Genomic DNA, 12,739 nt, shown 5'->3' with positions numbered 1-12,739 from the left:
ATACGAAATAGGAAATGTTATTGATAACGGAAAGATTTTACGTTGTTGTTAAATAATTTTGGGGTTAGCTAAACGATGCGATTAAACCTTGAAGCTTTGATGATCCTTGATGCACTGGATCGTCATGGCACCTTTGCCGCTGCGGCGGCCAGAATGTTTAAAACGGCTTCCGCCTTGAGCTATACGATCCAAAAAATGGAAAGCGATTTAAATATCACCCTACTTGACCGCTCCGGGCACCGCGCCACGTTCACCTCGACTGGACGGCTGATGCTGGAGAAAGGTCGCGTGTTATTACGCGCGGTGGGTGAGCTGGAGCAGCAGGCAAAATACGTTGAGAGTGGCTGGGAAAGCAAACTGACCATTAGCCTTGACGCTTCGGTACCCTTTGCACTGCTTTCGCCGCTAATCGATGAGTTTTATCAGCAACATCAGCACACCCAGCTGCTTTTCCGCCATGACGCACTGGCGGGATGCTGGGAAGCAATAACCTGGGGTGAAGCAGATATTGTATTCGGCGCGGTGCAGGAGCCGGCAAGGCACAAGGGCATTCAGTGCGTGCCACTCGGCTGGCTGGAGTATGTGTTTGCTATCGCGCCACATCATCCACTGGCTTCGCTGCCGGCGCCGCTGCTGAGAGAGCAGATTCGCCAGTATCGTGCTGTGGTGGTGAATGACTCTTCGCGTCACAGTGAAGGCGCCGATCTGCGGGTGCTGGACGATCAGCCAATCCTCAGCGTACACAGCTTCAACGATAAAGTGCAGGCACAGCTCGACGGGCTGGGCTGTGGCTATCTGCCGCGCTATCTGGCGGCACCGCATCTGGTCAGCGGCAAACTGATCGAGCGTCAGCTGGATAGCGAGCCACGCCGCGATCAGGCTTTCCTGGCCTGGAACGAAAGCGCCACCGGCAATGCAGTCACTTGGTGGCGGGAGAAATTACAAAACTTTAGTGGCATCGGCGCAATCTATGCGCCGGTATAAATATTCGCCGTACTGCCTGTGACGAGTGCGGCGATTTTTTTAATTCACTGACAGCAGATGGTGGACTACCGGCTTACTGTCGCCACGGTGAAAGCTTGTTACCTCGCGTTGCAGCTCAGCATCGGCCAGAGATACGCGCTGATGCTGGCGCAGATGCTCCTGCCAGGACTCGACCAGGAACCACTCAACCAGAGTTTCAGGCTCGGCACTATGCTCGGCAATCCCTCAGGCGTAAGCGCCATCGCGACGGCGTGACAGTGAGAACTTCTTGATAGCCGCCAGAAACGCCGGACGATCTGCTGCTGCCACCTGATAATAAATCTGAATCATTACCGGGCCACGATCGGCATGCAAATCCCCTGTTGTTACCGGTGCATCCCAGTGGCCGGAAGGTTGCAAATCATCTTCGCCGCCCGGCAATGTTAAGCGCCAGAACAACAGCGCCGACAGTAACAGCGCCGCGCCTGCCAGCAATAGCGTGGTCACCAGACCGGTCTGGCTCGCCACCAGCCCCCAGAACAGACTGCCCGCCGCCATCGCACCGTTAAACACCATCAGATAAACCGACAGCCCACGACCACGCACCCAGTCTGGCAGCACTGCTTGCGCAACGCCATTCAGCGTAGTCAGGGCAATAATCCAGCTGACGCCCAGCAATACCATTAGCGGCAGTGCCAGCCACTGAATTGGTAACAGCGCCAGTACCACCATCACCAGCGCAGACAGCGCGGCGGAAAGTAATAATAAGCCATCGCTGCTTATCACCTGACGTAAGCGGGCCAGCAGTAAAGCACCGACAATCGCCCCAACACCAACCGCGCCCAGCATAATGCCGTAGAATCCGGCGCTGCTCTGTAACAGATTACGCGCTACCAGCGGCAGTAAGGCCCAAATTGCACTGGCGAAAGCGAAGTAAACCGCAGCGCGCAACAGCACCCGATGCAACTCACGGCTGGCTTTGACGTAACGCATTCCGGCACGAAAGGCACCGAAAAAATGTTCCTGCAATGCATCCTTTGGCTTTTGTGGGCGCTTCCACCACAGTAAAGCAGCGAGAACAAATACATAGCTGAGAACATCGGCACCATACGCCGCCCAGGCCCCCAGTGCCGCCAGCAGTACTCCACCGGTCGCCGGGCCGATTGCCCGGGCAATATTAATACCCAGTGAGTTAAGCGCGACCGCATTTCGCAGCTGCTGGCGCGGCACCAGTTCCGGCACAATTGCCTGCCAGGCTGGCCCCATCAACGCGGCACCGATACCGCCGACAAAGGTCAGCGCAATCAGATAATCCACCGTCAGCAAATTATTATGCGATAGCAGCAGCAGAGTGCCGCTGACGCTGGCCAGCAACAGCTGAACAAAAATCAGCAAGCGCCGCCGATCGAGTATATCGGACAGCACGCCAGCCGGGATCGCCAGCAAAAAGATCGGTAACGTCGCCGCAGTCTGCATCAGCGCAACCGCCGCCGGATTCGACGACAGCCCGGTAACCAGCCATGAGCTGGCAACATCGCGCATAAAGCTACCGGTATTACCGAGAATGGTCGCCGCCCAGATAACCGCGAACAGACCTTGCTTCAGTGGAGCAAAGGCGCCCGTTGATGTTGTGTTCTGACTCATGCTTGTTCCCTCGGATCGGAGTGTGCTGATTAAGCCTGACGTTGTGAGAATGAGTGAACCAGCGTGGAAGCATGCGGGTTGGATGTAGACATGTTCATTTCCTCTCAGGATAGTGTTATCGGTTAGTGTTGTGCTGCTGGAGCTAACAATAAGAGAGGAACGTTTTCACAGATAGCGGAAAGAATTTGCCAACTTGTTGAGTTTTTTTTGACAGGCTATAAAGCTAAAACTACATTAAAGTCAGTCAGATAGTTCGTTAAAAATCCTTCAACAGCTTGTCAAAAATTATGCCTTATCTTTCCCTCAAGGCAATTGCTAACGTTATGTCTGGCAAATACAACCGCACATACAGAATCTGAGGAAAACATCATGAGCACATTTAACACGCAAGACGGAACACAGATTTACTATAAGGACTGGGGCAAGGGCAAACCGGTGCTGTTCAGCCACGGCTGGCCGCTGGATGCTGATATGTGGGACAGCCAGTTAAACTTTCTCGCCGAACGCGGCTACCGCGTTATCGCCTTTGACCGTCGTGGCTTTGGCCGTTCCGAACAACCGTGGGAAGGTTACAACTACGACACCTTTGCCAGCGATATCAACGATCTGATTACTCTTCTCGATCTGCGGGATATTACGCTGGTCGGCTTTTCGATGGGCGGCGGTGATGTCACTCGCTATATTGGCCGTTACGGCAGCGAACGTATTGACTCGCTGGTGCTGCTGGGCGCGGTAACGCCGATTTTTGGTAAAACCAACGATCATCCTGAAGGTGTGGAAAAATCAGTCTTTGACGGCATCAAAAAGGGGCTGCGTGAAGATCGCGCCCAGTTTATTAAGGACTTTGCTACGCCATTCTACGGCACTAATCAGGGAATGACCGTCTCTGACGGCGTACTGGCGCAAACGCTGAATATTGCTTTGCTGGCATCGCTAAAAGGCACCATTGATTGTGTAACGGCATTTTCGGAAACAGATTTCCGCGCTGATATAGCAAAGGTGGGTGTGCCGACGCTGGTGATTCACGGCAGTAATGACCAGGTCGTGCCCTTTGAAGCCACCGGCAAACTGGCGGCGGAAATGATCGCTGGCTCGCAGCTGAAAGTGTACGACAATGCACCACACGGCTTCGCGGTGACGCATCAGCAACAGTTGAATGACGATCTGCTGGCGTTTTTGCAAAGCCTTTGATAGTGAAAACTGGCATTTAAAAAAGCCCCTTTGCAGGGGCTTTTGTCTTTCTGGTTGGCGAGGTTACAACACGCCCTGCGCCAGCATCGCATCAGCGACTTTAACAAAGCCGGCAATATTCGCGCCATGCACATAGTGAGTCTGCTTACCTTCCCCACCGTGCTCCACACAAGCGTGATGAATATCCAGCATAATGTGTTGCAGACGGATATCGACTTTCTCCGCTTTCCAGCTGATTCGCGCGGCATTCTGCGCCATCTCAAGCCCGGATGTCGCCACACCTCCGGCATTTGCCGCTTTGCCCGGCGCAAACAGCACGCCGGCATCGAGAAACGCGTCGGTCGCCTGAATTGTGGTTGGCATATTGGCCCCTTCTGCCACCGCTTTAACACCATTAGCGATCAGCTGACGCGCAGCAGGCAGATCCAGCTCATTCTGCGTGGCACAAGGCAGCGCGATATCAACCGATACGCTCCACGGCTGCTGCCCCGCCAGATACACCAGCTGGCGCTCGCGGGCATAATCTTCAATGCTACCGTAACGCTGATTTTTAATCTCAGCCAGAAGCGCCAGTTTTTCCGGCGTAAAGCCCTCTTCGTCAACTACCGTGCCGCGCGAATCAGAGGCCGTAATCACTCTGGCACCTAACGCCATGGCTTTTTCGATGGCGAATTGCGCCACATTGCCAGAGCCGGAAACCGCAACTTTACTGCCTTCAAAACCTAAGCCGTGGCGTTTTAACATCGCATCAGTGAAATAAACTAAGCCGTAGCCAGTGGCTTCGGGACGTATCAGACTGCCGCCAAACGATAATCCTTTCCCGGTAAACACGCAGGCGGTGTTGTTGGACAGTTTTTTCATCATTCCGGCCATGTAGGCCACTTCACGACCACCGACGCCAATATCACCAGCCGGCACATCGGTATCCGGGCCAAGATGACGGTACAACTCGGTCATCAGCGCCTGACAAAAGCGCATCACTTCGCCCTGACTTTTTCCTTTCGGATTGAAATCAGAACCGCCTTTACCGCCGCCCATTGGTAGCGTAGTCAGCGCATTTTTTAAGGTTTGCTCAAAGCCGAGGAATTTAAGAATTGATAAGTTGACCGACGGATGAAAACGCATCCCGCCTTTAAACGGCCCGATAGCGGAACTGAACTGCACGCGCCATGCACGATTCACCTGCACCTGATTTTTATCATCAGTCCATGCCACGCGAAACTGGATCACACGTTCTGGCTCGACCAGCCGCTCTAACAGGCCCTGCTGCTGATAATGTGGATTCTGCTCAATAAAAGGCCACAATGAAGTAAACACTTCACGCACTGCCTGCAGGTATTCAGGCTGGTGCGGGTCACGCTGTTGTACAGAGTTTAAGAACGACTCCAGAGAGTTAAAACCTTCCATTACATCTTCCTTATGCCGGATTAGCTTTCCCCGAAAATGATTTAATAATTTTTTCGAATAATAACGGGGGGGATATTGTGCATTACCGACTATAACATCGGTGTTTGCCGGCACAACAAAAAACATAGCCTGAAGATAGTAAGGGTTAACAGGCTCCCTGCGGAACCAACGATATTCACTTTGCAACCGGATGTCTGTATCACTGCCAAATGAGTCTTTGATTAAATAATAATAAACATCGACATTACAAAGCGTTATCAGAATCGTTTCATTTTAGAAAACATCAGTTTACTGTTACTGATTAATATCAGACTGATGCTTCCCGTATAGCTGATTAATGCTTAAACCGTCCCGGCATTGATAATAAAATATAATATTGTCAGGCTGATGCACCTGCCTGACTAATAATCTGGATACAAAAAACCCCACATAGTGGGGTTTTCTGGATTATTGATTAACGCAATTCGCTCATTATCAGAACGGAATATCGTCATCAAAATCCATTGGTGGTTCATTATTATTGGCTGGCGCGTTGTTCTGCTGCTGCGGGCGAGATTGCGCGCCGCCGCTGAACTGGTTGTTATTACCGCCCTGCGCTGCCTGAGGCTGTTGAGGCTGGCCCCAACCATTGTTGTTGCCCTGGCCGCCACCGGCTGGTGCGCCGCCGCCCTGACCACGGCCACCCAGCATCTGCATGGTGCCGCCAACGTTTACTACCACTTCAGTGGTGTATTTTTCCACGCCAGCCTGGTCAGTCCATTTACGCGTCTGCAGTGCACCTTCGATATACACCTGAGAGCCTTTACGCAGGTATTCGCCCGCAACTTCAGCCAGCTTGCCAAACAGCACAACACGGTGCCATTCAGTCTTCTCTTTGGTTTCGCCGGTCTGCTTGTCACGCCAGCTTTCAGACGTGGCCAGGGTAATGTTGGCAACCGCACCACCATTCGGCATGTAACGGACTTCCGGATCCTGACCCAGATTTCCGACAAGAATCACTTTGTTAACGCCTCTGCTGGCCATGTTGGTGTCTCCGATGAATATTCAGTTAAGTCTAAACCCTAAATTCTAACATGGCATCCTGCCAGTTCCTACTTTCAGATCAACCTCGAAAAAAGCCTCGGCGCGTTACCGCTTTGCAAATAAACACTGGATATCCATTCAGGTTTTTTTGTGTCATAATTAGACGTTTGGTTCTGGCTGTGCCGCGCCTGACTTTGAAGGATACCGGCACAGTGAGTCTGCGTTAATCCGGGAAATGTGCATGGATAAGATTGAAGTCCGGGGTGCCCGCACCCACAATTTGAAAAACATCAACCTGACCATCCCTCGCGACAAACTGATCGTTGTCACCGGCCTGTCAGGTTCCGGTAAATCCTCGCTGGCGTTTGATACGCTGTACGCTGAGGGTCAACGTCGCTATGTGGAATCCCTTTCCGCCTATGCACGTCAGTTTCTCTCCTTGATGGAGAAGCCGGATGTCGATCATATCGAAGGCTTGTCGCCAGCGATTTCGATTGAGCAGAAATCGACCTCCCATAACCCGCGATCCACCGTCGGGACTATCACTGAAATTCACGATTACCTGCGCCTGCTGTTTGCCCGCGTAGGTGAACCGCGCTGCCCCGATCACGACGTGCCGCTGGCGGCGCAAACCGTCAGCCAGATGGTGGATAATGTGCTGGCGCAGCCGGAAGGCACGCGGCTAATGCTGCTGGCGCCGGTAGTGCAGGATCGTAAAGGTGAGCATACCAAGACGCTGGAAAACCTGGCGTCTCAGGGCTATATCCGCGCGCGTATCGACGGCGAAGTCTGCGATCTGTCCGATCCACCTAAGCTGGAGCTGCAAAAGAAACATACCATTGAAGTGGTAGTTGACCGCTTTAAAGTGCGTGAAGACTTGTCCCAGCGCCTGGCTGAATCGTTTGAAACCGCACTGGAGTTATCCGGCGGAACCGCGATCGTCGCCGATATGGACGATACCAGTAAAGAAGAATTGCTGTTCTCGGCTAACTTTGCCTGCCCGATTTGCGGCTACAGCATGAGCGAGCTGGAACCCCGCCTGTTCTCATTTAACAACCCGGCCGGGGCTTGTCCAACCTGTGATGGTCTGGGCGTGCAGCAATATTTCGATCCGGATCGCGTAGTGCAAAATCCTGAGCTGTCGCTGGCTGGCGGTGCAATCCGCGGCTGGGATCGCCGTAACTTCTATTATTTCCAGATGTTGCGCTCACTGGCGGAACACCTCGATTTTGATATCGAAGCACCGTTCAACCAGCTGGAAGAGAAAGCGCGTAAAGTGATTCTTTACGGCTCCGGTAAAGAAAACATCGAATTTAAGTACATCAACGATCGCGGTGATACTTCGGTGCGCCGTCATCCGTTTGAAGGCGTGCTGCACAATATGGAGCGCCGCTACAAAGAGACCGAATCTGCTGCGGTACGCGAGGATCTGGCCAAATTTATCAGCAACCGCGCCTGTGCCAGCTGTGAAGGCACCCGCTTGCGTCGCGAAGCACGCCATGTGTTTGTGGAAAACACCACCCTGCCGACCATCTCAGATATGAGCATCGGTCATGCGATGGCGTTTTTCCAGAACATGAAACTCAGCGGTCAGCGCGCAAAAATCGCCGAAAAGGTGTTGAAAGAGATTGGCGATCGCCTGAAATTCCTGGTTAACGTCGGTCTGAATTATCTGTCGATGTCGCGCTCAGCGGAGACGCTGTCCGGTGGTGAAGCACAGCGTATCCGTCTGGCCAGCCAAATTGGTGCCGGACTGGTTGGCGTGATGTACGTGCTGGATGAGCCATCCATTGGTCTGCATCAGCGCGATAATGAACGCCTGCTGGAAACGCTGATTCACCTGCGTAATCTTGGTAATACCGTGATTGTGGTGGAGCATGATGAAGACGCGATCCGCGCTGCCGACCACGTGATCGATATCGGTCCGGGTGCCGGGGTGCACGGCGGTCAAATCGTGGCTGAAGGCACGGTCGACGATATTATGGCGAAGGAAGATTCGCTCACCGGTCAGTTCCTGAGTGGCAAACGCGAAATTGCGATTCCTCAGCAGCGCGTACAGGCCGACCCAACTAAAGTGCTGAAATTGGTCGGCGCGCGTGGTAACAACCTGAAGGATGTGACCCTGACGCTGCCGGTCGGCCTGTTCAGCTGTATTACCGGCGTTTCCGGCTCCGGTAAATCGACGCTGATTAACGATACGCTGTTCCCGATTGCCCAGCGCCAGCTTAATGGTGCCACTATTGCCGAACCTGCACCGTATCGCGAAGTCAGCGGAATGGAAAATTTCGACAAGGTGATCGATATCGATCAAAGCCCGATTGGACGCACACCGCGCTCTAACCCGGCGACCTATACCGGTATCTTTACTCCGGTGCGCGAACTGTTTGCCGGCGTGCCGGAAGCGCGTGCGCGTGGCTACAATCCGGGGCGTTTTAGTTTTAACGTGCGTGGCGGCCGCTGTGAAGCTTGTCAGGGCGACGGTGTAATCAAGGTAGAAATGCACTTCCTGCCAGATATTTATGTCCCTTGTGACCAGTGTAAAGGCAAGCGCTATAACCGCGAGACGCTGGAGATAAAATACAAGGGCAAAAACATCCATGAAGTGCTGGAAATGACCATTGAAGAAGCTCGTGAGTTCTTCGATGCGGTGCCAGCGCTGGCACGTAAGCTGCAAACGCTGATCGATGTTGGCCTGTCGTATATTCGTCTTGGTCAGTCGGCTACCACGCTGTCCGGTGGTGAGGCACAGCGTGTGAAGCTGGCGCGCGAGCTGTCGAAACGCGGTACCGGTCAGACGCTGTACATCCTTGACGAACCAACCACTGGCCTGCACTTTGCAGATATTCAGCAGTTACTGGAAGTGCTGCATCAGCTGCGCGACCAGGGTAATACCATCGTGGTTATCGAACACAATCTTGATGTGATTAAAACCGCTGACTGGATTGTTGACCTCGGCCCGGAAGGCGGTAGCGGCGGCGGGGAAATCCTCGTTTCCGGTACACCAGAAACGGTTGCCAAATGTGAGAAATCCCATACCGCGCGCTTCCTGAAGCCGCTGTTAAAAATGTAAAACTGTTCGGGGCCGGTCACTACTGGCCCCTGCTTTATCTCTTCTTTTCTCATCAGCCAGCCACTGCTCATTTCGTCAGAATCTCGTAGAATCAGGCAAGATTTCGACACATTCAGGCATACCCGCGATGCCGCTCACTGACTAAGCTTAATGCTCTGATATTTTCTGCTGCTACCGTTACGCAGCAATCATTTTCCTTCATGACACAACATCAACTTAATCTGGAGACACCATGAATATTACGCACGCCTGGGCTGCTCAGGACGCGAAATCTAAGCTGGCCCCCTTCGATTACCAGCCGCGTGAACTTCGTGAACATGATGTGCAAATTGAAGTGCTGTTTTGTGGCGTCTGCCACTCGGATCTTCATCAGGCCCGCAATGAGTGGAATAACACCATCTTTCCAGTGGTGCCAGGGCATGAAATTGTCGGACGCGTCACCGCGGTCGGTGGCCACAGCCACAAATATAAAGTCGGCGATCTGGTCGGCGTCGGCTGTATGGTCGATTCCTGTCGCACCTGCTCCAGCTGTGAAGAGGGTTTAGAGCAGTATTGTGAAAATGGCTTTGTGGGCACCTACAACGGTGAAGACCGTCAGACTGGCGATATCACCTACGGTGGCTATTCAACTCAGGTAGTCGTGCATGAAGACTTCGTGCTGCGCGTACCGGAAAACCTGGATCCGGCCGGTGCCGCACCGCTGCTGTGCGCCGGCATTACCACTTACTCACCGTTGAGTCACTGGGGCGCAGGCCCGGGCAAAAAAGTCGGTATTGTCGGACTGGGTGGGCTGGGGCATATGGGGGTGAAAATCGCCCATGCGATGGGCGCACATGTAGTGCTGTTTACCACCTCTGAATCAAAAGTCGCAGACGGTAAACGCCTCGGCGCAGATGAAGTGGTGATTTCCAAAGATCCTGAGCAGATGGCGCAGCACGCCAACAGTTTTGATCTAATTATCAATACGGTTGCCGCGCAGCACGATCTTAACCCGTTTATTACCCTGCTGCGTCGCGACGGCAATATGACGCTGGTCGGCGCACCTGAACACGACCATCCATCACCGCAAGTGTTTAATCTGATCTTCAAACGCCGCAGTATTGCCGGTTCACTGATCGGTGGCATCGCTGAGACCCAGGAAATGCTGGATTTCTGCGGTAAGCACAATATCGTTTCTGATATCGAAATGATTAAGATGAACCAAATCAACGAAGCTTACGAGCGCATGCTGAAAAGCGATGTGAAGTACCGTTTCGTGATTGATATCGATACCTTACGCAACGAAGCAACCGCGTAATATCTCGCAGCCGGTCACGCCAGTGATCGGCTGTTATCCACCGCGATTGCCGCCCGCCGCCCGGGTGTTAACCGCCTGCTGTAGCGAGGCGTCCACCAGATAGTAGATCTGCGAATCTTTCAGCGATCCATCAAGAAATACCGTGCTCCAGTGTGATTTATTCAGATGTTCGCTGGGTGAGACATCCTGATGTTCTTCGCGTAACAGCTCGGTCAGCGCAGGCGAAGCCTTAAGCGACACCGCCGGTCGCCCCTGAACTTCATGCACCATCGCAAACAGCACATCATCAACTTTAATCTGCGTGGCTTTCCAGTCACTGTGGACACTCTGTTCCGCACCGGGTTTATCCATGCAGTAAGAAAGCAGATCCGAAGTGTTCATTATTATTCCCCTTGAAGGGTGGCAATAATCTGACGCGCACCGCCATGAACGCGATGCTCTCCGAGCCAGATTCCCTGCCACGTGCCGAGAACCAGACGCCCACGATTAACCGGCAACACCAGCGAAGTGCCTAACAGCGACGACTTGATATGAGCTGGCATGTCATCAGCGCCTTCATAGTCGTGTTGGTAAGGCGCATTTTCAGGAACATGACGTAAAAAGTGCTGTTCCATGTCGCTACGCACCGTGGGGTCACAATTTTCATTTAGCGTCAGCGAGGCTGAAGTATGCTGCAAGAGCAGATGAAGCAGGCCGATTTGCACGTCTTTCAGGCGACGAAGCTCACCGACAATCTCTTCGGTTACCAGATGAAATCCTCGCGACTTTTCACCGAGGGTAAGGGTCTGCTGATACCACATTTCAAAATTCCTTAGCTGAATAACTTTGGTTAAGTGTGCAGCATGCCGACCAAAGGTAAACCCCTCTCCGGTAAATAGCGAAAAAAAAGCAGCGGGCGTGGCCGGCTGCTTTTCTGTTGCGTCAATACTGAGGTGTTACATTACCGCAGCAAAAGCTTCCGCCACCTGATGCACATTATTAGCGTTCAGGCCCGCGACGCACATACGGCCACTGGCGATCAGATAGATACCAAACTCTTCACGCAGACGATCCACCTGCTGCTCACTGAGGCCGGTGTAACTGAACATCCCGCGCTGTTTCAGCAGATAATCAAAGTTAGCACCCGGCACCGCTGCCGCCAGCACCGAAACCAAAGCCTGACGCATCTCGAGAATACGCAAACGCATCGCTTCTACTTCGGCCAGCCAGCTGGCTTTCAGCGCTTCGTCATTCAGTACACAGGAAACAACCTGTGCGCCGAAATTCGGCGGGCTGGAGTAGTTACGGCGCACCGTCGCTTTCAGCTGACCCAGCACGCGTGCCGCTTCGTCAGCGTCATCACATACCACTGACAGACCGCCAACGCGTTCGCCGTACAGTGAAAAGATTTTTGAGAACGAATTGCTGACCAGCGCTGGCAAGCCTGCGGCGGCAATCGCACGGATGGCGTAAGCATCCTGCTCCATTCCGGCACCAAAGCCCTGATAAGCGATATCGAGGAACGGCACCAGCTCCTGAGATTTCAGCACTTCAGTAGTGATATCCCACTGTGCATCGGTCAGGTCGGCACCCGTCGGGTTATGGCAGCAAGGGTGCAGTAATACGATACTTTGCTTAGGCAGCGTTTTTAATTTGGCAATAAACGCATCAAACTGCACGCCATTGGATTCAGCATCAAACCACGGGTAGGTATTCACGTCAAAACCCGCGCCGGAGAAGATCGCGATATGGTTTTCCCAGGTAGGATCGCTGACCCAGACGTCAGAATTCGGGAAGTAGCGCTTCAGGAAGTCCGCACCGACTTTTAGCGCGCCGGAACCGCCCAGCGTCTGAATGGTGGCGATACGCCCGGCTTTCAGCGCCGGATGCTCAGCGCCAAACAGCAGTGGCGCAATCGCATTGCGGTAAGCTGGCAGACCTTCCATTGGCAGATAGAGTGAAGCTGCCTGTGGCTGTGCGTTCAGACGCTCTTCAGCAGCGGCAACCGCCTGCAGCTGTGGAATCACACCTTGTCCGTCATAATACAAACCGATGCTCAAATTCACCTTGTGCGGTCGCGTGTCCTGTTTAAAGGTCTCCATTAACGAGAGAATTGGATCGCCAGCGTAGGCATCAACGTTTTGAAACACGGTGCAGATCTCCAT

At 53.2% G+C, this 12,739-nt stretch carries 9 protein-coding genes and 1 pseudogene; 4 read left to right on the top strand and 6 right to left on the bottom strand.

Annotated elements, in window-relative coordinates; translation table 11 throughout:
* Nucleotides 1–75 precede the first annotated feature (75 nt).
* Nucleotides 76–984 (top strand): LysR family transcriptional regulator, encoded by a 909-nt coding sequence (locus ACP3TC_RS01025; protein WP_313854215.1) that lies wholly within the window; start codon nt 76–78, stop codon nt 982–984.
* Between the two features lie 39 nt (nt 985–1,023).
* Here the strand turns inward: ACP3TC_RS01025 and ACP3TC_RS01020 are convergent.
* Nucleotides 1,024–2,607, bottom strand: a pseudogene (locus tag ACP3TC_RS01020) (MFS transporter).
* Nucleotides 2,608–2,976: 369 nt separating this feature from the next.
* On the opposite strand from ACP3TC_RS01020, the gene ACP3TC_RS01015 reads away from it, so the two are divergent.
* Nucleotides 2,977–3,798 (top strand): alpha/beta fold hydrolase, encoded by an 822-nt coding sequence (locus ACP3TC_RS01015; RefSeq protein WP_313854217.1) that lies wholly within the window; start codon nt 2,977–2,979, stop codon nt 3,796–3,798.
* 63 nt (nt 3,799–3,861) lie between these two features.
* Here the strand turns inward: ACP3TC_RS01015 and gdhA are convergent, their stop codons facing one another.
* Both gdhA and ssb1 read right to left on the bottom strand, forming a co-directional pair.
* Nucleotides 3,862–5,205 (bottom strand): NADP-specific glutamate dehydrogenase, encoded by a 1,344-nt coding sequence (gene gdhA / locus ACP3TC_RS01010; protein ID WP_313854218.1) that lies wholly within the window; start codon nt 5,203–5,205, stop codon nt 3,862–3,864.
* Between the two features lie 474 nt (nt 5,206–5,679).
* Nucleotides 5,680–6,228 carry a single-stranded DNA-binding protein SSB1 gene (gene ssb1, locus ACP3TC_RS01005; RefSeq protein ID WP_313854219.1) on the bottom strand — a complete coding sequence of 183 codons (549 nt, stop codon included), beginning with the start codon at nt 6,226–6,228 and terminating at the stop codon, nt 5,680–5,682.
* A gap of 241 nt (nt 6,229–6,469) precedes the next feature.
* On the opposite strand from ssb1, the gene uvrA reads away from it, so the two are divergent.
* Both uvrA and ACP3TC_RS00995 read left to right on the top strand, forming a co-directional pair.
* Nucleotides 6,470–9,298 carry an excinuclease ABC subunit UvrA gene (uvrA, locus tag ACP3TC_RS01000; protein ID WP_426817340.1) on the top strand — a complete coding sequence of 943 codons (2,829 nt, stop codon included), beginning with the start codon at nt 6,470–6,472 and terminating at the stop codon, nt 9,296–9,298.
* A gap of 232 nt (nt 9,299–9,530) precedes the next feature.
* Nucleotides 9,531–10,595, top strand: coding sequence for an NAD(P)-dependent alcohol dehydrogenase (locus ACP3TC_RS00995; RefSeq protein WP_313854222.1), 1,065 nt, complete (start codon nt 9,531–9,533; stop codon nt 10,593–10,595).
* Between the two features lie 33 nt (nt 10,596–10,628).
* Here the strand turns inward: ACP3TC_RS00995 and ACP3TC_RS00990 are convergent, their stop codons facing one another.
* From ACP3TC_RS00990 to ACP3TC_RS00980, 3 genes are all read right to left on the bottom strand, one after another.
* Nucleotides 10,629–10,976, bottom strand: a complete 348-nt coding sequence (locus ACP3TC_RS00990; protein WP_313854223.1) for an MmcQ/YjbR family DNA-binding protein — start codon at nt 10,974–10,976, stop codon at nt 10,629–10,631.
* A gap of 2 nt (nt 10,977–10,978) precedes the next feature.
* A complete protein-coding gene (locus ACP3TC_RS00985; RefSeq protein WP_313854224.1) occupies nt 10,979–11,395 on the bottom strand; it encodes a secondary thiamine-phosphate synthase enzyme YjbQ in 417 nt (138 codons plus the stop codon).
* Nucleotides 11,396–11,530: 135 nt separating this feature from the next.
* Complete coding sequence (locus ACP3TC_RS00980; protein WP_426817339.1) at nt 11,531–12,724, bottom strand: amino acid aminotransferase; 1,194 nt, start codon at nt 12,722–12,724, stop codon at nt 11,531–11,533.
* Nucleotides 12,725–12,739: the final 15 nt, after the last annotated feature.

The organism is Winslowiella sp. 2C04 (assembly GCF_050037805.1).
Classification (GTDB): Bacteria; Pseudomonadota; Gammaproteobacteria; order Enterobacterales; family Enterobacteriaceae; genus Erwinia; species Erwinia toletana_A.
The sequence above is the reverse complement of the archived record's forward strand: the minus strand, read 5'-3'. Positions and strand labels throughout refer to the sequence as shown.

What these genes read in the sequence shown, in the direction of transcription:
- ACP3TC_RS01025 (WP_313854215.1), top strand. Translation starts at nt 76, where the DNA reads ATGCGATTAAACCTTGAAGCTTTGATGATCCTTGATGCACTGGATCGT.
- ACP3TC_RS01015 (WP_313854217.1), top strand. Translation starts at nt 2,977, where the DNA reads ATGAGCACATTTAACACGCAAGACGGAACACAGATTTACTATAAGGAC.
- gdhA (WP_313854218.1), bottom strand. Translation starts at nt 5,205, where the DNA reads ATGGAAGGTTTTAACTCTCTGGAGTCGTTCTTAAACTCTGTACAACAG.
- ssb1 (WP_313854219.1), bottom strand. Translation starts at nt 6,228, where the DNA reads ATGGCCAGCAGAGGCGTTAACAAAGTGATTCTTGTCGGAAATCTGGGT.
- uvrA (WP_426817340.1), top strand. Translation starts at nt 6,470, where the DNA reads ATGGATAAGATTGAAGTCCGGGGTGCCCGCACCCACAATTTGAAAAAC.
- ACP3TC_RS00995 (WP_313854222.1), top strand. Translation starts at nt 9,531, where the DNA reads ATGAATATTACGCACGCCTGGGCTGCTCAGGACGCGAAATCTAAGCTG.
- ACP3TC_RS00990 (WP_313854223.1), bottom strand. Translation starts at nt 10,976, where the DNA reads ATGAACACTTCGGATCTGCTTTCTTACTGCATGGATAAACCCGGTGCG.
- ACP3TC_RS00985 (WP_313854224.1), bottom strand. Translation starts at nt 11,395, where the DNA reads ATGTGGTATCAGCAGACCCTTACCCTCGGTGAAAAGTCGCGAGGATTT.